This is a genomic window from Shimia haliotis (assembly GCF_900114415.1).
Taxonomy (GTDB): Bacteria; Pseudomonadota; Alphaproteobacteria; order Rhodobacterales; family Rhodobacteraceae; genus Shimia; species Shimia haliotis.
The window spans coordinates 122,188-142,277 of record NZ_FOSZ01000008.1; the positions used below are offsets into that span (position 1 = coordinate 122,188).

Annotated in this window: 16 protein-coding genes; 13 read left to right on the forward strand and 3 right to left on the reverse strand. The window is 57.4% G+C overall.

Annotation, left to right across the window (positions count from 1 at the left end):
- Positions 1-762: a WecB/TagA/CpsF family glycosyltransferase gene (locus BM069_RS16755; protein ID WP_093325392.1), complete on the reverse strand. Its 762-nt coding sequence runs from the start codon at positions 760-762 to the stop codon at positions 1-3.
- 184 nt (positions 763-946) lie between these two features.
- Between BM069_RS16755 and BM069_RS16760 the strand changes: the two genes are divergently transcribed.
- From BM069_RS16760 to BM069_RS16820, 13 genes are all read left to right on the forward strand, one after another.
- The gene (locus BM069_RS16760; protein ID WP_093325393.1) at positions 947-2,080 is read left to right on the forward strand and encodes a Gfo/Idh/MocA family protein; all 1,134 of its coding nucleotides are present in this window, start codon (positions 947-949) and stop codon (positions 2,078-2,080) included.
- The gene (locus BM069_RS16765) at positions 2,077-3,036 is read left to right on the forward strand and encodes an NAD-dependent epimerase/dehydratase family protein (protein ID WP_170846772.1); all 960 of its coding nucleotides are present in this window, start codon (positions 2,077-2,079) and stop codon (positions 3,034-3,036) included. Before BM069_RS16760 ends, BM069_RS16765 begins: the two co-directional genes overlap by 4 nt.
- Positions 3,033-4,253 carry a glycosyltransferase family 4 protein gene (locus BM069_RS16770; protein WP_093325396.1) on the forward strand — a complete coding sequence of 407 codons (1,221 nt, stop codon included), beginning with the start codon at positions 3,033-3,035 and terminating at the stop codon, positions 4,251-4,253. The genes BM069_RS16765 and BM069_RS16770 overlap by 4 nt, the downstream gene beginning before the upstream one ends.
- Positions 4,250-5,215 (forward strand): glycosyltransferase family 2 protein, encoded by a 966-nt coding sequence (locus BM069_RS16775; protein WP_093325397.1) that lies wholly within the window; start codon positions 4,250-4,252, stop codon positions 5,213-5,215. Before BM069_RS16770 ends, BM069_RS16775 begins: the two co-directional genes overlap by 4 nt.
- Positions 5,212-7,329, forward strand: a complete 2,118-nt coding sequence (locus tag BM069_RS16780) for an NAD-dependent epimerase/dehydratase family protein (protein WP_342028866.1) — start codon at positions 5,212-5,214, stop codon at positions 7,327-7,329. Before BM069_RS16775 ends, BM069_RS16780 begins: the two co-directional genes overlap by 4 nt.
- Positions 7,319-7,855 carry a dienelactone hydrolase family protein gene (locus tag BM069_RS16785; RefSeq protein ID WP_093325399.1) on the forward strand — a complete coding sequence of 179 codons (537 nt, stop codon included), beginning with the start codon at positions 7,319-7,321 and terminating at the stop codon, positions 7,853-7,855. The genes BM069_RS16780 and BM069_RS16785 overlap by 11 nt, the downstream gene beginning before the upstream one ends.
- 109 nt (positions 7,856-7,964) lie before the next feature.
- Positions 7,965-8,735: a CpsD/CapB family tyrosine-protein kinase gene (locus BM069_RS16790; RefSeq protein ID WP_093325400.1), complete on the forward strand. Its 771-nt coding sequence runs from the start codon at positions 7,965-7,967 to the stop codon at positions 8,733-8,735.
- A 458-nt stretch (positions 8,736-9,193) separates the two neighbouring features.
- Positions 9,194-10,240 carry an ornithine carbamoyltransferase gene (gene argF, locus BM069_RS16795; protein WP_093325402.1) on the forward strand — a complete coding sequence of 349 codons (1,047 nt, stop codon included), beginning with the start codon at positions 9,194-9,196 and terminating at the stop codon, positions 10,238-10,240.
- A 99-nt stretch (positions 10,241-10,339) separates the two neighbouring features.
- Positions 10,340-11,269 (forward strand): carbamate kinase, encoded by a 930-nt coding sequence (arcC, locus tag BM069_RS16800; RefSeq protein ID WP_093325403.1) that lies wholly within the window; start codon positions 10,340-10,342, stop codon positions 11,267-11,269.
- 129 nt (positions 11,270-11,398) lie between these two features.
- Entirely contained in the window at positions 11,399-12,802 is a 1,404-nt protein-coding gene (locus tag BM069_RS16805; RefSeq protein ID WP_170846773.1) for an APC family permease, read from the forward strand.
- Between the two features lie 78 nt (positions 12,803-12,880).
- Positions 12,881-13,972, forward strand: coding sequence for an agmatine deiminase (aguA, locus tag BM069_RS16810; RefSeq protein WP_093325406.1), 1,092 nt, complete (start codon positions 12,881-12,883; stop codon positions 13,970-13,972).
- A gap of 138 nt (positions 13,973-14,110) precedes the next feature.
- Complete coding sequence (locus BM069_RS16815; RefSeq protein WP_170846774.1) at positions 14,111-15,511, forward strand: APC family permease; 1,401 nt, start codon at positions 14,111-14,113, stop codon at positions 15,509-15,511.
- Positions 15,512-15,603: 92 nt separating this feature from the next.
- Positions 15,604-16,575, forward strand: coding sequence for a LysR family transcriptional regulator (locus BM069_RS16820; protein WP_093325409.1), 972 nt, complete (start codon positions 15,604-15,606; stop codon positions 16,573-16,575).
- Between the two features lie 40 nt (positions 16,576-16,615).
- Here the strand turns inward: BM069_RS16820 and BM069_RS16825 are convergent, their stop codons facing one another.
- Positions 16,616-18,232: a GMC family oxidoreductase gene (locus tag BM069_RS16825; RefSeq protein WP_093325445.1), complete on the reverse strand. Its 1,617-nt coding sequence runs from the start codon at positions 18,230-18,232 to the stop codon at positions 16,616-16,618.
- A 173-nt stretch (positions 18,233-18,405) separates the two neighbouring features.
- A complete protein-coding gene (gltX, locus tag BM069_RS16830) occupies positions 18,406-20,058 on the reverse strand; it encodes a glutamate--tRNA ligase (protein WP_212611555.1) in 1,653 nt (550 codons plus the stop codon).
- Positions 20,059-20,090 lie beyond the last annotated feature (32 nt).

The window sequence follows — 20,090 nt, forward strand, 5'->3', positions numbered from 1 at the left end:
TTATGGCTGTGCCCTTTTTCGTAATGCACGCGCCTCACGGACCAACGCGGGCAATATCGCGAAACACCGTGCATAGCGCCCCACGAGCCGAGCCGGACTACTGAGCATGCGCCAAAGCCATTCCATGGCAATTGCCTGCACCCATTTCGGCGCGCGTTTCTGTGTTCCGGCGAGAAAATCCAGACCTGCTCCGATGCTGGCAAATCCAACCGACGGTGCCAATTCCCGCCCACGCGCTGCCAGCATTTCTTGCTTGGGAGCGCCCAGCGCAAGAAAGGCCAATCCGGCCCCGCTGGCATTGATCTGAGCCAAAACCTCGGCGGCCCCATCACCCGTCGGATCAAACCCCAATGGCGGCGCAATCTTGCAGACCACGTTCAACCCGCCGACCTCCGCCTCAAGTGCATCGCCTGCCGCATCCAACGCCTGCTGCGTGCTGCCAACCAAGGCCACCGAAACACCCGCTTGCGCGGCCATAAGCGCCAATGGCACCACCAGCTCGGAGCCTGGCAAAAGGGTTACGGGCTGCTTTGCAATGCGCGACAGCCAAACCACCGGATTGCCGTCCGCCACCACAAAATCCTGCGCCAGATAGGCCGTTGCAAACCCGTGATCCTTCCTCAGCTTCACAAGGTGATCCAGATTTATGGTCGCCAGCGCAAACCCGCGCGAGGCCGAGAATCGCGCGTTCACCGCATCCTGCAACGCAGCCAAATCGGCCAGATTGACCGTGACCTCTCCTGCAACCGTTTGGAATTTCACGCCTGTGTCCCCGAGTTTTGCCTTACGCTAACACCGCAGCCCCCCATTTGGCAGCTTAAGATCAGCCAAAACCTGCCATTTGCGCCCGTTTCGCCACATCTGATGCCGATTTTATTCGTCTTTCTGGTCACGTTGCAAAGAAACCCTATATTTGTGCCAAGCCATTGAACAAAGGACCAAAGTTATGAGTGCTCCCGTCGCGCGCAGTGTGTCGATAATCGGATGTGGGTTTGTGGCCGATCTTTATATGCGGTCCTTCGCCCGACATCCTGACATCGCCGTGTCGCAGGTTTTTGACCACGACCCTTCCCGAATGGCCGCCTTCTGCGACCATTGGAAACTGCGCGGTGTCGACAGCATGGAGCGTTTTCTGGGCAACTTGCCCGTCGGTTCGCTTGTTCTGAACCTGACCAACCCCTCGGCGCATTATGACGTCAGCAAGCTGTGTCTTGAGGCAAGGCATCACGTTTACTCGGAAAAGCCGCTGGCAACCGAACTGGCGCAGGCGATCGAACTGACGGAACTGGCCGAAGCCAAAGGGCTGTTGTTGGCCTCTGCCCCATGCTCCGTGCTTGGTGAAGCCGCTCAGACGCTCGCCAAAGCCGTTCGGGACGACGTCGCTGGGCCGGTGCGGCTCGTGTATGCTGAATTGGATGACGGGTTTGTTCCTCAGGCCCCTTTTGAGGACTGGCAAAGCGATAGCGGAGCGCCTTGGCCTGCCGACGACGAATTTGCTGTGGGCTGCACTTTGGAACATGCGGGGTATTATCTGACGTGGCTGATTGCGATGTTCGGGTCGGTGCGCCGTGTGGTCGCGGCCTCAACCGAAGCGATCCCCGACAAGCCTGTGACCGGCACTCCTGATTTTGCCACCGCGACCCTGTTTTTCGAAAGCGGCGTAACCGCGCGGCTGACCTGTTCGATCGTCGCAAGCCACGACCACCGGATCCGGCTGTTTGGCGACAAAGGCGTGCTTCAGGTGAAACAAAGCTGGGACAATGATGCGCCTGTGAAGTTCCACAAACGCATGACATTGCGGCGACGCTTGTTTGAAAACCCGCTTGGCAAACGTCTGCGACTGAGTGGCGAAACCCACCCCAAGGTGGACCGCTGGGGTGCAGCCACGATGAATTTCGCACTTGGCCCCGCCGAAATGCTGGATGCTATGGCCGAGGGGCGGTCCTGCCGCTTGAGCAGCGATTTTGGCCTTCACCTGACCGAGGTTACGCTGGCAATGCAAAACGCCGGAGAGGATGGTATTGCGCAGGACATGACCACCCGTTGTGACCCCATTGAACCGATGCCATGGGCGCAATGATCTCACCCATAGCGATCACCGGCGCGACCGGATTTATCGGGCGTCGCACGGTGGAGGCCGCGCGCGTCGCAGGGCTGGAGCTGCGTGTTTTTGCCCGACGCCCAGAAACCGTGCCAGCCCACTGGCGGCAGGATGCGGGTATCGACATCACCATTCTGGATCTGGCAAGCACCGAAAACCTCGCCGACTATCTGGACGGGGTGCAGTCGGTGATCCACTGCGCCGCCGCGATGGCCGGTGATCACGAAAACGACACGCTGGAGGCCACGCAAACGCTGATTGAAGCGGTGGTCAAAGCCGAGGTGCCGCATGTGGTGCTGGCGGGGTCGATCTCGGTCTATGACGCGACCACCTTGGCGGATGGCGCGACGCTGGACGAAGCCTGTAAGATCGGCGTCAAAGGTCGTGATGCCTATGCAGCGGCAAAGTATGAGCAAGAGGACATGCTGCACGCCGCTGCGGTGTTGCACAAATTCTCCCTTACCAAACTGCGTCTTGGGGCTGTCTGGGGGCCAACCCGCCTGTTCAACGCCCATATTGGCCCCGCGTTCGGGCCGGTTCTTTTGCGGTTGGATGGCGGTGGAACCGTGCCCTTGTGTGACGTCGAACTGGCGGCGGAATGTCTGGTGAAAGCAAGCCAAGCCGCTAACGGCGTGGAGGCCCTAAACGTGGTGGATGATGCTCTGCCGACGCGAGCACAATTCCTGCGCGCCTTCCGTGCCAGCGGCTGGCCAAAGCTTGTGTTTCCGCTGCCTTTGGCAATGATGCGGCTGTTGGCGGCGATCACACCCGAAACACCTGAAATGCCTGGCCTGTTACGCCGCCCGATTCTGGAAGCGCGCCACAAGCCTCTCACCTATTCGAACCACCTGATGCACAAACGCCTTGGCCCCGTCACAAATCTGCCCTTTGAGACCGCTATGCGAAATAGCATAAAAAACGAGCAAACCCAGTGACCGAGACTCCCAAGCCCATTGCCTATTTGACTGGCGAATACCCCCGCGCGACGGACACGTTTATCCAGCGCGAGGTCGCCGCTTTACGTGACCAAGGCTTAACGGTGGACACCTGCTCGATCCGGCGCACCGGATCAGAGCATCATGTGGGCGAAGAACAACGCCAAGAGGCTGCGAACACGTTCCATGTGCTGGCCGCCGCCAAATCCCCGATCACCTTGATCACCGCACATTTCGCGGCACTTGCCCGCCGTCCGGGCGCGTACTTCCGCGCGCTTTTTCTGGCACTGAAAACCGCCCCACCCGGCCTGCGCGGGTTTCTGTTTCAGCTTTTCTATTTCGCCGAGGCTGCGGTTCTCGCTCAACATCTGCGCCGCAAAAACGTGCGCCATTTGCACAACCACATCGCGAAATCCTCCTGCACGGTTGCGATGCTCATGTCGGAAATGTCGGGTATCCCCTACAGCTTCACGCTGCACGGTCCGGATATCTTCTTTGCGCCGGATCACTGGCGGCTGGACGAGAAGATCGCACGCGCGAAATCGGTGGCCTGCATCAGCCATTTCTGTCGCTCGCAAGCCATGGCGCTGTCCGATCCAAAACACTGGCACAAGCTGCATATCATCCATTGCGGCGTTGATCCGGACCTCTATGCCGACACCAAGCCACCATCGGGGCATCGCTTGCTTTTTGTGGGCCGCCTCGCGCCGGTCAAAGGCCTGCCGATCCTGCTGCGGGCTTTGGTGCCGTTGATTGAGGATTTCAAAGACCTGAAGCTGACCGTCATTGGCGATGGCGAAGGCCGCAAGGCACTGGAACATCAGGCGCAGACCGCCGGCCTTGCCGAACATGTCGAGTTTGTCGGCTACAAGAACCAGACCGAAGTGGCAGAAGCTTTGGCTGAAACGGACCTGTTTGTCTTGCCCAGCTTCGCCGAAGGTGTGCCGGTTGTCCTGATGGAAGCCATGGCCGCTGCCCGCCCCGTTGTCACCACGCAAATCGCCGGCGTGCCGGAATTGGTGGAAAACGGGCAAGCCGGTTTGTTGGTGCCTCCAGGTGACACCGACGCGCTCAGCCGCGCCATTGCGACCATCCTGTCTGATCCCTCGCGCGCGGCGGACATGGGCGCGAAGGGCCGCCAGCGGGTGCAGGCCGCCTTTACCGTGACCACCGAAGCCGCCCGGCTGGCCCAATTGTTTGAGGGCACCGCGCAATGACAACGGCAATCGTTATCGGACGCAACGAAGGCAAACGCCTCGTCGCTTGCTTGGCGTCGCTGACCGCGCAGGGCGTCGAAATCGTTTACGTCGACAGCGGCAGCTGGGACAATTCCATCGCCGAGGCGCGCAAGGTTGGTGCTCTGGTCGTTGAATTGGAACGCGACAAACCCTTCACCGCAGCTCGCGCGCGGCAGGCAGGGTTTGACGCGTTGGCGCAGACCGGAGATCTGCCCGAGTTTGTTATGTTTGTGGACGGAGACTGCATGGTCATGGACGGCTGGATCGCTGCAGGCGAAAAGGCCCTGCGCGACGATCCCGACCTTGGCCTCGTGACCGGCTGGCGCGCCGAACTTTATCCGGAACGCTCAGTTTATAACGCCATGTGCGAATTCGAATGGCGGCGTCCGGCAGGCGTGATCACCGCCTGCGGGGGCGACATGATGGTACGCTCAAAAGCTTTCGAGCAAGCTGGGGGATTTGACGCCACAGTCATCGCCGCCGAGGATGACGAATTTTGCGTGCGGCTTGCCAAATCAGGCTGGGGTCTGCGCCGTATTCCCGTTGAAATGACCCGCCATGACGCCGCTATGCTGCGGTTTGGCCAATGGTGGCAACGCGCGGTGCGCACCGGCCACGGCTTTGCACAGGTCGGCTGGATGCACCCACCCTATTTCCGGCGCGAACAGGTACGAGCCGTGGTCTATGGCCTGCTGCTTCCGCTGTTGCTACTGATCGGTCTGACCGAGTCTGCGTTGCTCTTTTTGATCGTCGTGGCGCTTTATGGCATGAACTATGTCCGCACCACCAAAGGGTTGATTGCAGATGGCCTGCCCGCGTGGGAAGCCCGACGCCACGCCCGTCTATTGACGCTCTCCAAGCTGCCCAACGTCTTGGGCATGACCCTATTTCATTGGCGCCGCCTGAGTGGCCGCGCGATGCAGATTATCGAGTATAAATGACCATGAGTGCTTTGGACCCCAACCGCCCGATCCGCGCCGCCCTTCTTGGTGCAGGTTACATCGCCGACTGGCACGCTGGCGCGATCAAGGCCACTCCGGGGGTGGAACTGGTCGCTGTTTGTGACCGTTCCGCCGCGGCGGCAGACGCCCTGGCGCAGGCTTACGGGCTCACCGCCTACACTGATCTCGACGCCATGTTGGCCGCAGGGGTTGCCGACGCCATTCACATCGTCACGCCCCCACAAACGCACCGCGCCTTGGCTGAAACCTGTCTGCGCGGCGGGGCTCATGTGTTGGTGGAAAAACCCGTGGCGCTTTCAGGGTCTGAGACTGCCGAGATCACCGCCATTGCCAAAGAGACCGGTCGCACTTTTGCAGCCGGCCACAATTTTATGGGCACACCCGGATATCAGCGTCTGAAAACCCGCCTTGAGGCCGGCGACATCGGGCGCATTGCCGCCGCCGAAATCAACTGGCATTTCCCTCTTGCGCCCCTGCGCTCCGGGCCTTTTGGCCTTTGGCTGCTGGCGGAGACAAGGAACCTTTTGCTGGAACTTGGCCCGCATCTCTTTGCCTTTGCAGTGGATCTTTTTGGCGAAATCGACGTGCATCACGTGGCGCTTTCAAAACCCGTCGCCATTCCAGGCGATACCGCCCGCCCGCAAGGAATCCGCATTTTTGCCAGCGCCGGAGACGTAAGCATCACCATCAACCTGTCGTTGGTGGAAACCATGGACGACCGCTCAGTGACGCTGCATGGCTCCACCGCCACAGCGCGCTATGACTACGCGCACGACGTGCTGGTCGTGGACGCCGAAAACGCCGCAGACATCGTAGCCAACCCATTTCTGCGCCAAATGGGGCTTGCAGGTCAGCATTTGCGCGAAGGCATGGTGAACGGCGCGCGCCAGTTGGTGTCGCTTAACCGTAAAAGCCCCTACGGCCTCAGTTTCGCGGGACTAGCGGGTGCGTTTTATAGCTCCATCCGCTCTGGCCGCCCGCTGGATGCACGGTTCCATGGCGACAGTGCCACCAAAGTTATGTCGGCCATTGACGCGGCCATCGGCCTGTTACCGAATCCGGACAAGAAACCCAAACCTGCCAGCCGCAAGAAACCGAAACCAACCGTGCTTATCATTGGCGGCACTGGCTTTATTGGCCGCGCACTGACCCGCGCTTGGGTTGCCAAAGGGCGCGACGTGCGGGTGCTTTCGCGCGGACACTCCGGCCCCTTTGACGACATCTCGGATCACGTCGAACTCTTCGGCGCCTCGCTCACCGACCCCGGCCAACTTGCCGCCGCCTTTGACGGGATCGAGATCGCCTATCACCTCGGCAAATCCATGGACGCAACGTGGGAAGCCGCCCTGAAAAACGATGTCGAAGTCACCGAAAGCATCGCCCGGGCCGCCAATGCGGCGGGTGTGTCGCGTTTCATCTACACCGGCACGATCGCCAGCTATGACATGTCCGATCCCGCCACGACCATCACGGAAGAAACCGATTTCGGCGAGATGGAAGCGCGCAACATCTATGCCCGCTCCAAGGCGGAGTGTGAGGCGCGATTGATGGAGATGCACCGAAAACACGACCTGCCGCTGGTTGTCGCACGCCCCGGAATCGTGGTGGGGCACGGAGGCCCGCTGCAACATTGGGGCATCGGGCGCTGGCATGGCGCGGGCGCGGTCCGCATCTGGGGCAATGGCAAACACGTGATTCCTTTTGTGTTGAATGAAGATGTGGCCGACGCTTTGATCCTCATGGCCGAAAGCGACGCCGCATTGGGGCAATCCTTTAACCTTGTTGGTGAGCCGATGCTGTCGGCGCGGGATTATTTCGACGCCATCTCCGCCCGCCTTGGCGCCCGCATCAAGGTGAAGCCCAGCCACCTGGCCGTGCTGTATGGTTCTGCCAGCGTCAAATATTGGCTAAAAAAGCACGTCTTCCGCCATGGCGGGCTGTCCAATCCTTCGCTCGCCGATTGGCAAAGCCGCGCGCACTATTCCCCATTTGACAACACACATCCGAAACAGATTCTTGGCTGGCAGCCCGAAGCCCGCCGCGATGAGTTCCTGACCAAGGCGATTGATGAGGCCAACCTGCTTGGCTTCTGATTTGCGCCTTCTGGTGGTGGGCGACATCTTTGGACGCCCAGCACGTGGTTGCTGCCTGTCGGAAGGCCTGAGCAGTACCGAAATCATCCGTTGCGACCTTGCCAACCTGTCCGGTCGGCCTGATTTGGCCGGTGAAGCACTGCACGCGCATCTCTTTGAACGTGGTGCTATGGGACGCGTTGTCGACACCATCACGAAGCTTTCAAACACGCCCACTGTCGCACTCGGGTATAGCGCAGGTGGCACCGCCCTATGGCAAGCCGCGCGTCACGTGCCGTTTCTTGGGTTGGTGTGCATCTCAAGCACGCGCTTGCGCAACGAAACACCCGTGTCGGTGCCGACATTGACCGTCTTTGGCGGATCGGACCCGCATCGCCCAAATGATCACTGGTGCGCGACTGTTCCAACGCACGTGCAAATCCTGCCTGAAGCCGCGCATGATTTTTACTGCGAAACAGGCTCTCCTCGCTATGCCGCTCTGCAGTCGACAATCGCTGAGTCATTCACCAACTGGCACCGCGCCTAAAGGCGATCCGGCTAAACGGCATCTGCTGACGCCCAATCTCCGCAATGGCGCCTTTGTTTTGTCTGCATTTGCCTGATAGTTTGCCAGTCAGGACACATGGATACATGTCATGAACGACGAGCAGAAAAAGCACTTGGACGACCTGTCCCCCGCGCCGGAGGGGAACCTTCCTGCCGTGCATGACCCCGATGTATTCTGGGATAGCCTTGCCGTGGCCGTTCCTGATGACGCGCAACTTAAGGCCGCCAAAGTCGTGAGCGCCACCCGCGCCCATCCGGCCCATGCCGCCTTTGACATGTTGCGCACGCGTATGTTGCAGGCGCTGTCTGACAATGGCTGGTCCCGTGTCGCCGTCGCTGCGCCGACGCGCGGCTGTGGCAGCTCTTTTGTCACCCTAAATCTGGCCTATGCCGCCGCACGCCTCAGCAACACCAGAACGGTTGTGATGGATATGGATCTGCGCAAGCCCCACCTCGCGGATATGTTGAACATTGAAGCACCAGAGGACATGGCCGCCTACCTGTCCGGTGAAATCGCGCCAGAGGATTTTCTGATTGCCACACGGCCCAACCTCGCGTTTGGCCTGAGCACTTCGCCAGCTGACAACTCCGCAGAGATGTTTCAGGCGACGATGACCGGTGACGTACTGGATGAGCTGAGTGACCTTCTGTCACCTGACCTTGTGCTATTTGACATGCCGCCCGCGCTGGAATTTGACGACGTGCTCGCCTTTCTTCCGAATGTGGATGCGGTGTTGATCGTTGCCGGCGGCGGTGTGTCTTCTGCCGAAGATATCACGAAGGTGGAGCAGATCTTGTCTGAGGTGAAACCGATTCTCGGCGTGATGTTGAACAACGCAGACGGCCCGGTTTCATACTAAGTGGCGCTGGGTCTCCGCCTCACATCCAACAGATCTTAAGTGTGTCCGCGATCATGCCTCGCGTCTATGCACATGCAATTTTAGAGAACCTTTACGCTTCGCTGGCATTTCCTGCCAAACCCATGATAAAATCGGTCAAGATCCGTGATTTTGGGCTTCTGCCATACATCTTCAGTAAAAATTGGCACAGCCCGAAGACACCAATAAGATATTGATCTAATTACCTTTTAACCAAATACCATTCGATTTCTTAACGTTCAATTTGCCTACATATCCCGGCTGTAAGTTTATCTTACAATGCGGTCAGAATTTTGAAATTTCACCGGCGACCTGACGTTACTAAATCTCTTTCACGAAGGAGATACCGAAAGCTCTGCAACAGAGCACCGGCATCAATCCTCACAAATTGGCGGGCATGTGCCCGTCCTGTTTTAACTTTGAGAATGGAACACAACGCCATGAAACTCCCCTCTTCCACCGCAACCAATCTCGAAAAACCGAACCTGCGCCACTTCCTGAAAACTCAGGACTTCACCCGCGCGGAACTGCAAGAGATCCTCGACCTGATGAAGATGCTGAAAGACGCACGCCGTGAAAACGCCGTGCCGCAGCTCTTCGAAGGCAAAACCGTTGGCATGATCTTCGAACAGCCTTCGACCCGTACTCGTGTTTCCTTCGAAGCCGCAGCCACCATCCTCGGCGGCCACGCACAGTTCCTTTCCCCCAACGACATCCACCTCGGTTCCAAAGAATCGCTGGAAGACACCGGCAAGGTTCTGTCCCGCATGGTTGACGTGATCATGGCGCGTGTTGACGTACACTCCACCGTTGCTGGTCTCGCCAAAGGCGCGTCCGTACCGGTTATCAACGGCCTGTGCGACTGGCTGCACCCAACTCAGATGATGGCTGACATCTTCACCATGATCGAGCACCTGCCCGAAGGCAAAAAGATCGACGATCTGAAAGTGGCCTTTGTTGGTGACGCGACCAACGTGTCCAACGAACTCGCAATGATCTGCACCAAGTTCGGCATCGAATACGCCCACGTTGGCCCGAAAAAATACCACATGAACGAGCAAGTGGTCGGCATGATCGAAGACAACTGCAAAGAGTACGGCGGCTCCTTCGTGATGACCGACGACGTAAACGCAGTCAAAGGCTTCGACATTCTGGTTGCAGACTCCTTCTACTGGTTCGGTCAAGAGGCAGAAAAAGAAGAGCGTCTGGCAACATTTATGCCTGAGTACGTTGTTGACCAGCGCCTGATGGACCTGGCTGGCCCGCAAGCAATGTTCATGCACTGCCTGCCTGCAAACGACCAGCGTGAAACCACTCGCGAAGTCATGGACGGCGACCGCTCCGTGATCATGGACGAAGCAGAAAACCGCCTGACCGCTCAGATGGCTCTGCTGGTGTACTTCACCCACAAAGACATGCCGAAACCTTCGGCCGACGTGGTCAAAGCACACGCCGACAAGATCAACGGCTTCCTCGCGAACCTCTGATCTGGCTGAACGACCCCGTGGCGCTTCCCTCGCGCCACGGGAACTCCCCTCCTCTCCTCCTCCCTCTCTCCCTCCTTCTCTAAGAAATAGGAACGCAACATGAGAATTGTGGTAGCACTCGGCGGCAACGCTCTTCTACAACGTGGTCAGGCGATGACCGCTGAAAACCAGATGGAAAACATCCGCAAGGCCGCGCAATCGCTCGCCAAACTGGCGGAAACAAACGAAGTTGTGATCGCACACGGCAACGGCCCACAAGTCGGCCTGCTGGCGCTTCAAGCTTCTGCCTACACCGATGTGGACGCGTATCCCCTGGACGTATTGGGTGCGGAATCTGTTGGCCAGATCGGCTACATGCTGGAACAGCAAGTGGGCAACCTGTTGCCTGTTGACCAAAAGTTCGCGACACTTCTGACCCAAATCGAAGTCGACCCGACTGACCCAGCTTTCCAGAACCCGACCAAGTTCATCGGCCCTGTTTACAGCAAAGAGCAAGCTGACAAACTGGCAGCCGAAAAAGGCTATGAGTTCAAAGCCGACGGTGAATACTTCCGTCGTGTTGTGGCGTCCCCTCTGCCTAAGCGCATCTTCGAAGTTGAAACCATCAAGCTGCTGATCGAAAACGGCGCTCTGGTGATCTGTGCAGGTGGCGGCGGTATCCCGACCGCATATGCAGAAGATGGCACACTGCACGGTGTTGAAGCCGTGATCGACAAAGACCGCGCCGCGGCTCTGCTGGCTCGCGAAATCAACGCAGACGCGCTGATGATCCTGACCGACGTTGACTCCGTTTACCTGAACTGGGGCACCGACGAGCAGGCAGCGATCCGCAAAGTGTCGCCGAACGAATTTGCAAAATTCGACTTCCCCGATGGCTCGATGGGCCCGAAAGTGGAAGCCGCTTGCGAATTCTCTCGCGCCACCGGTGGCAACGCGCTGATCGGCAACTTGGAAGATGCCGTTGCGATGCTCGAAGGCACAGCCGGCACAACAGTGACCAGCCGCTGCCAAGAAACCGAACTGGTTTAATTTAGCGGGTCGCGTCGCGGTCTGCTTCTATGGTGGGCGTAACCGCCCACCACCTCCTCCATTCAGGCAACGAATTTAATCTTTGATATTTTGTTCCTGAACAACACCAACTTAGAATTGGAAATGACCATGTCAGAGAAAAAATCTGTAAGCATGATGGGCATTCTGTTGGTTGCTGTGAGTTCGATCCTAGTGATCGACACCGTGGCCGCGTCTGCCATGATTGGTCCCTCGGCCATTGGCTGGTGGATACTGTTCTTCTTTATCTTCTTCCTGCCGTATGGCCTCGTGACTGCCGAGCTCGGCACCACCTACAAGGATGAAGGTGCCATCGTTGACTGGGTAAACCGCGCATTCGGTCGCGGCGCCGCAGCACGCACTTCCTGGCTCTATTGGGTAAACTACTCCCTCTGGGTTCCGGCGGTTTACTACATGTTCGCAATCATCGTCGGCCAAATGATCGGCGTTGAGTTCGGTTCCTTCGCAATCGCAATCTTTGCGACGGCAATGAGCTGGTTGACCTCCTGGATCGCGACTTTCGACGTTGAACGTCTGACCTGGATCGCGTCGCTGGGTGCGATCTTCAAATCCGCGATCATGATCATTTTGGGCGTTGGCGGTCTGTACGTCGGCTTTACCCAAGGCTTCGCAAACCCGTTCACGCTGGCAGACACTCTGCCGTCGTTTGCTGATGGCGGCACCTACCTGCCGATCATTATCTTCAACGTGATGGGTTTTGAGATCATCGCAGGCGCAGCCTCGACCTTCAAAGATCCTGTCCGCGACATCCCGAAAGCCACCGTTCTAGGCGGCATTCTGATCACCTTCTTCTACCTGCTGGCGTCCCTCGGCATCCTCGCGGTTATCCCGCTGGCCGAAATCTCCGACAGCTCGGGCGTGATCGATGCGTTCATTCTCGTCTTCGGCAACACTGGCGCAGCAAAAGTTCTGGTTTGGGCCGTTGGTATCATGGTTCTCTATACTCTGGTCTCCAACGTTGTGACCTGGGCAATGGGCGTGAACCAGACCGTTGTTTACTCCGCTGAACAAGGCCTGATGCCGAAAGCCTTCGCCAAAGTGTCCGAGAAAACCGGCATGCCGACCACCGCCTCCTGGGCAAACGGTTGGATGGCGACAGGAACCATGGTTGCGTATCTGATCATGGTTGCGGTTACCGGCAACGAAGACCTCTTCTGGAACGTCTTCTCGCTCGGCGCGATCGGTCTGCTGGCCTCCTATGTCATGATGTTCCCAGCCTTCTTGAAGCTGCGTCTGACTGACACGGAAACTCCGCGCGGCTACACCATCCCAGGCGGCCTCCCGACAGCACTCTACTGCTCGGTTGTGCCAACCCTGATCCTGATCGCTGGTCTTGTGTTCTTCTTCTGGGCACCCGGCACGCCGATGGACATGGAATACTTCTACACCGTTGGCGCAGGTCTTCTGATTGCCATGCTGGGTGGCGAAGTCCTGATCTGGAAAGCCAACAAAGAAACCGCTGAAGCAAACAAAAATGCTGCTCCGGCTGAGTAACTAGAAAACTGGCGTTGGCGGCCATAAGTAAAGGCCGCCAACCTCAACTCCCCACTTTTCCTGTGTAGGATCAGAACAATGAGCAAAGTTCACACAACTCTCCCCGCCGCAGACGGCTTCTTCATGCCTGGCGAACACGCCCCGCACGACGAAATCTGGATGGCATGGCCCGAACGTAACGACAACTGGCGCAATGGTGCCAAGCCGGCACAAGCGACATTCGTAGAAGTTGCAAAAGCCATCGCCGAAGTGACCCCAGTCACGATGACTGTTTCCGCCGACCAATACGACAACGCCCGTTCCCGTCTTCCCGAAAACATCCGGGTTGTCGAAATGTCCACCAACGACAGCTGGATGCGCGACATTGGCCCGACCTATGTTGTGAACGGTAAAGGCGAACGCCGCGGCGTTCAGTGGGAATTCAACGCATGGGGCGGATTTGTTGACGGCCTGTACTGGCCTTGGAACCGCGACAACGAAGTCGCTGGAAAAATCTGCGGCATCCACCGCGACGAAAGCTACAAAGCTGGTTTCGTTCTGGAAGGCGGCTCGATCCACACCGATGGCGACGGCACCCTTTACACCAACGAAGAATGCCTGCTGCACCCTTCGCGCAACCCCGACATGACCAAGGAAGAGATCGAGCAGTCGCTCAAGGATCACCTCGGTATGGAAAAAGTTATCTGGTTGCCCGACGGTCTCTACAACGACGAAACCAACGGTCACATCGACAACCTGATCCACGTCGCCGGCCCTGGCAAAATCATTCTGTCCTGGACCGAAGACAAAGACGATCCTCAGTACGAGATCTCTCAGCGCGCATACGAGTTCCTCTCGAATGTTACCGACGCCAAAGGCCGTTCGCTGGAAATCTTCAAAGTGACGATCCCTGGCCCGCTCTACTTCACTGAAGAAGAAGCCGCAGGCATCGATATGTCCGAAGGCATGGAGCGTGAAGCAGGTGAACGGATGGCTGGTTCTTACGCCAACTTCCTCGTCACCAACGGCCGGATCATCCTGCCGCTGCTGGACGCAAAGCACGACGATGCGGCCCGTGAGGTGCTTCAGAAAGCCTTCCCCGAGCACGAAATCGTCGGCGTTCAGGCCCGCGAAATCCTGTTGGGTGGCGGCAACGTCCACTGCATTACGCAGCAAGTACCTTCCGTATAATCGGTCAAAACTCAAATGCCGGGCAATTGCCCGGCATTTTTCTTTTGTCATCCTACATTTTCAGAGATAGTGAGCCGACAAACAACGAACTATTGTGGACCACCATCCACAGCGGATTTCCTGCAAACAAGGATTCTCATGGACAGCAGCGCACCTGCTAAGAAGATCGGCCTTTTGGGCATCATTTTCTTCGTATTCTCAGGCATGATCGGTTTTGACGGTCTCGCGGCAACGGCCGCTGTTGGCCCAACAGTCTTCGGATGGTGGGCCGTGGTGATCGTGGTATTCCTGATTCCCAACCTTTTGATGAATTCCGAACTTGGCACTGCCTTCCCTGCGGACGGCGCAATTTATGACTGGGCGCATAAATCTCTCGGCCCCCGCCATGCGGCGCGTGTGGCGTGGTTTTACTGGATCAATGTGCCGTTTTGGATGCCTGCCGTCTATCTGATCGCTTCGGGAATTCTGTCTCTGCTGTTCTTCCCCGACGCCCCTGTCTGGGTTCAAACCTGCCTCGCCATTTCTATGGTCTGGTTCACTGTATTTATTTGCAATGCACCTGCGGCGACCGGCAACTTGGTCAATTTTGTCGGCGGAGCGTCCAAGGTGATTGTGCTCTTGGCCCTCGTCATTGGTGGGATCAGCTTTGTCAGCGTCCACGGTCCCGCACAAGAGCTTACCCTGGAATCTATGATGCCGCGTTTTGACGACGGCTTCCGCTACGCCCCGACACTGGTCTACCTGATCGTGGGCGCGGAAACAGTCGCCTGTATGGGAGGCGCCTTGAAGAACCCACGACGCAACATCCCGCTCGGCCTGTTCCTCGCGCTAAGCATTGTTCTGGTGCTCTATAGTCTTGCCATCGCAGCGATGATCGTGGCCCTGCCCAATGATCAACTCAGCCTCGTGGGAGGTATTACCCAGACGTTCTCGATCCTTTTCGGGGATCACCCCGCCGGACGTGCGCTGACGGTCAGCCTGTCGCTCATCGCCATCGTGGCGCTGGTCACATACATTGTTCCTTGGCTTATGGCCTCTTCGAGAGCTGCAGCAGAAGGAGCTGACGCGAACGAAATGCCAGCTGTCTTTGGCAAGCGCAACGCATCCGGAAGCCCAGTCGGCGCCAATGTCCTCACCGGCGTAGTCGCGACCATTGCTTTGGTGATCTACACCTTTATGTCCGCGAACGCGGATGAGCTCTTTTGGAGCCTATTTGCCTTTGCCAGCTTCCTTCTCTTCGTCACCTATTTCTTCATGATCGCGTCTTTCGTCCGGTTGCGCGAAACTCATCCTGACACGCCACGACCATTCCGCGTGCCAGGTGGTATGATTGGCGCGTGGATCGTGGCGTTGATGCAGGCGTTTGTTCTGGCAATTGCTTGCGTCGTACTTGTTTTCCCTGACGTCATGGATGGGCGAATAAGCCTAACTGAGAGTGCTCCGACACTTATTGGTATAGCGGGTTCCGTCATACTCATTGAGTTTTTTGTCCGTCGCCTGATTCCTGCTAAACAGTCTGACACACCAACAGCAGGCTGATTTCAGCCAAACGCGGGCGGTCAACTGGACTCTGCCCGCGTGACCTGTAAACCTGTGCCAACCGTAGCAAAACGCACGACGAGCGCGACTGAATGCACCGAAATATCCCTCCATTGAACGCCATTCGCGCGTTTGAAGCCGTTGCCCGACATGAACATCTCGGGCATGCAGCCGATGAACTCAACGTGACCCACAGTGCGGTCAGTCAGCAAATCAAGCACATTGAAGAGTGGTTCGAACAAGAACTGTTTTCCCGCGTCAAAGGCCGCCTGTACCTGAACTCTGCAGGCCAGGAACTTCTCAAGGGGTACGGCAGCGCGCTTGATCTGATGCAGAACACCACAGATCTGCTTCTTAGACGTGGTCCGGGCGAACATATGACCCTGCATTGCGATCCGGCGTTCCTTTCCAAGGTTATCATGCCACTGGGCGACGTTGCGCGCTCTGCGGCCTCTGGCGTGACGCTGGACGTTAAAACCGCATCAATTGCCCACACAGCGTTTCCCGATGCTGCAGACATTGTCATAGATCACAACCAACACCGGAATTGGCACAATGTGCACCGCGAGCACTTGCTCGACATCCACGGGTTCCCCGCTTGCGCGCCGTCACTGCTGGAACGCTATCCGCCTCCGACCCGGCCTCTGGATTTACGGCGGATGCCTTTGTTGCACGGCGCCGATCGCGACAGTTGGAATTCCTGGCTGGTCGAATTTGCCGGATCCACGAGTGCGGGATGTGCCAACACGTACTACGATGACTTCTCGATGACCATCAACGCGGCCGTGCGCGGTCGTGGCGCGATTCTTGCCGATCCTGTACTCTGCGAATTCGAGTTGGAAACCGGTCAGCTTGTCCCGCTGTTCAACAACACAATCCACGAAGTCAGCTATTACGCATTTTGCACCAACCTGAAGTATTCCACGCGCACTGTCCGTCGGGCGTTTGACAGCATCGTTGAAATCTTGCGAACACACGACAGCAAAATCCGTGCCCTTGAAAAAAACAAGGAACCGGCGCACCGCCCCTGGGAAGCTCCCAGCGTGGCCCAAAAATTGGACTGACGGTTTACCGACGCAATACCGATGCGATACCGACGCCTGTTCAGGCGTATGTTTCTTTAACCATGTCCGCGCATTTTTCACCGATCATGATGGTCGGTGCATTGGTGTTGCCACTGACCAGCGTCGGCATCACCGACGCGTCGGCAACCCGCAGACCTTCCAGGCCGCGCACTTTCAACTCGGGGTCGACAACCGCCATGTCATCCGTGCCCATTTTGCACGTGCCCACCGGATGATAAACGGTATCTGCACGCGAACGGATGTGGTCCTCCCACTCTGCGTCGGTCATGTTGTCGTGCACGCCGAACAGCTCTTTGTGTTTGTATTTGACCATCGACGGCGCCTCCATGACCGAACGCGTCATCTTGGCGCCTTTGATCATCGTTTGCATGTCCCGTTCATCTCCAAAAAAGTTCGGATCGATTTTCGGAGGTGCCAGCGGGTCTGCGGAATTGAGTGTCACCTCGCCGCGGCTATAGGGCCGCAAGACACAGACATGGCAGGAATACCCGTGCCCCAAATGAAGTTTGCGCGCGTGATCATCCACAATAGAAATTACGAAATGGGTTTGAACATCGGGGCGATCTAGTGCGCCATCTGTTTTGAAGAAGGAGCCGGCTTCCGCTATTGTGGAGGCAATCATTGAGTTCCCATCTTTGCGCCACTTCAGGATTTCTCCCGTCAGTTTTGCAGTGCCGCGCAGGCCAACACCGATATTGTCCGTGTCCTTTGTTTTATAGGCCAGAATAAAATCGATGTGGTCTTGCAGGTTCTGCCCCACTCCGGCCAATTCGTGTTGCATTTCAATGCCGTGAGGCGTGATGTCTTCTGCACGTCCAATGCCGGAGAGTTGCAACAACTGCGGGCTCTGGAAAGCCCCGCCACACAAGATCACCTCTTTGCTGGCTCGGACCTCTTTGTCCGTGCGACCCTGACGATAGGCAACACCGACGGCACGCTTGCCTTCGAGCAAAACCTTGGTCGCATGGGCACCGGTAATGACAGTCAGGTTAGGGCGCGAATCCATAACGGGGTGCAAGTAGCCTGCCGCCGCAGAGCAGCGCTCACCATTCTTCTCAGGGGCGTGAAATTGGGTGCACTGATAAAGGCCCGCACCCTCGTTGTCGCCGTCGTTAAAGTCCGCGGTTTCGCGGATTTGCAACTCGCCACTGGCCTCGACAAACGCACGGGAAATCGGCCGCGGCGCTTTGGGGTTGGACACGTGCAACGGCCCGGAATCACCGTGAAAATCGTCACTTCCGTTGACGTTGTTCTCGGCTTTTTTGAAGTATGGCAGCACCTCATCCCAGCCCCAGCCGTCGCATCCCAGATCGGACCAGCCGTCATAGTCTTCTTTTTGACCGCGTACATAGAGCATGGCGTTGATTGCGCTTGAACCACCCAATGCCTTGCCGCGTGGTTGATAGCCTTTGCGTCCCTTCAGGCCTTTCTGCGGCACGGTCTCAAAAGCCCAATTGTTGATCTTGCCATAGCCCGGCAGCATCGCGATCACGCCCATCGGCGCCCGCACAAGAATGCCGTCGCCTTTGCCTCCGGCCTCCAGCAGGCACACTTTGGTATTTGGATCTTCGCTCAAGCGCGACGCTATCGTTGCTCCTGCAGATCCTCCGCCGACAATTACAAAATCATAGCTCACAACAGTCCCTCCCCAGAGCGCAAAGCCTTCTATTCCACAAACAGTGAAGCAGCCGCGGTGCTGTTTGGTCCAGCTTTTGAGCAAATGACCTTCCGTCACTTCGGTGTGCCACAACGAAAAAAGGCGGCACAATATGCGCCGCCTTTTCCCTAAACTTCAGAGCTTTATGGCCTTTAGAGCACCAAAGACACCCGCGCTTTCACCTGATCCGGTCCCATCACTTGCATGATGGAATACAAGTCTGGTGTGCGCTCTTTGCCTGCCAGCAAGATACGGAACACCCGAGCGACATGAGCCACCGTGCCTTTGTAGTCGTCGGGGTTTTTCTTGAAATCCTTCGGACGCATTGCAAACCCATGCGCGCCGCCCAACTCCTTGATTTTGCCAAACCAAGTCGCGTTGTCATCCGCCGGATCGTACCCTTCGAGAAATTCGCTGACCAAGGTCGCCAGCTCGTTCGCATCCAGATAGTCTATCATGCCACGTGCCTCATCCGCGGATAGGGTAAAGCGATCGTCAAAGAAGAACTCAAGCTCCGCTTTCACATCGGACCATTTCTCGATGTCCTTGCGCACGTTCTGCGCCTCATCACGCTCAATCGCAATGATGGCCCGTGCGCGGTCGGGGTCGGCTTTCAGCATATCCGCAAGATCGGCGTCATGTTTTTCCGCCCAAGGCAATACGCGGTCGTAAACTGCGGGGCTTTTTAGTGTCGCCACAAAATTGCGGCTGATGTTGCCGAGCTTTTCAAAGTCAAAGAGCGGTCCGCTGGAGCCTTTGAGCCCGCGCATCGTCAGCGGGAATTCCCAAGACGAGGTTCCAGGATTCTCGTTCGACCAATCCTCAAATCCGGCATCCGCCAGCGTCATCAGATAGTCTAGGACCGCTTCGTTGGAATATCCCAGCTCCTCGAAATAGCCGACGCTTGCCTCGGGATCTTTACGCTTGGAAAGCTTGCGCCGCGAGGTGCCGTCCATCTTGTTAATCGGCGCGATGTGCGCGAACTTAGGTGTCTCCCACTCCAGCGCTTCAAACAATTGCAGGTGCGTCGGAACCGAGGACAGCCATTCGTCGCCACGGATCACATGGGTCGTGCCCATCAAATGATCATCCACCACATGAGCAAAATGATAGGTCGGCAATCCGTCGGCCTTCATAATGACGATGTCCTGATCGTTTTCAGGCAGCTTGCGCTCGCCAAACAGCAGGTCTTCGAACTTCAGTTTACGTTCAATTTTGCCTTCGGAACGGAAGCGGATCACAAATGGAATGCCCGCATCCAAAGCTGCCTGAACATCCTCTTCCGGGCGATCGCGCCACTCGGCCCAGACGCCATAATAGCCGGTCCGCATCTTGCGTAATTGCTGCTTGTCCCGCATCGCCTCAAGCTCTTCGCCGGTCGCGAAGCAAGGATAGGCCTTGCCGGTTGCCAAGAGGTGTTTCACGTAGGCCTGATAAATCTCTTTGCGCTGGCTCTGACGATAAGGACCATAGGCGCCCATATCGGCACCATCCACACCAACGCCTTCGTCAAAGCTCACACCGAAGTGGTCAAACGCATGAGTGATGAAATCCACCGCGCCTTCGACTTCGCGTTTCTTGTCGGTATCCTCGATACGCAAGATCGACACACCACCGGTCTGGCGCGCGAATTGGGCGCAGAGGCGCCCCACATAGAGCGTGCCGATGTGCATGAAACCGGTCGGGCTTGGCCCTACCCGAGTGACCATTGCACCTTCGGGCAGGTCGCGCTTGGGAAACCGTTGCGCCAACTCTTCTGGCGTGGGCAGATGATCGGGGAAGATACGTTCGACGATGTTAGACATAGGACCGGCGTTTCTAGAAAAGGACAGCGTAT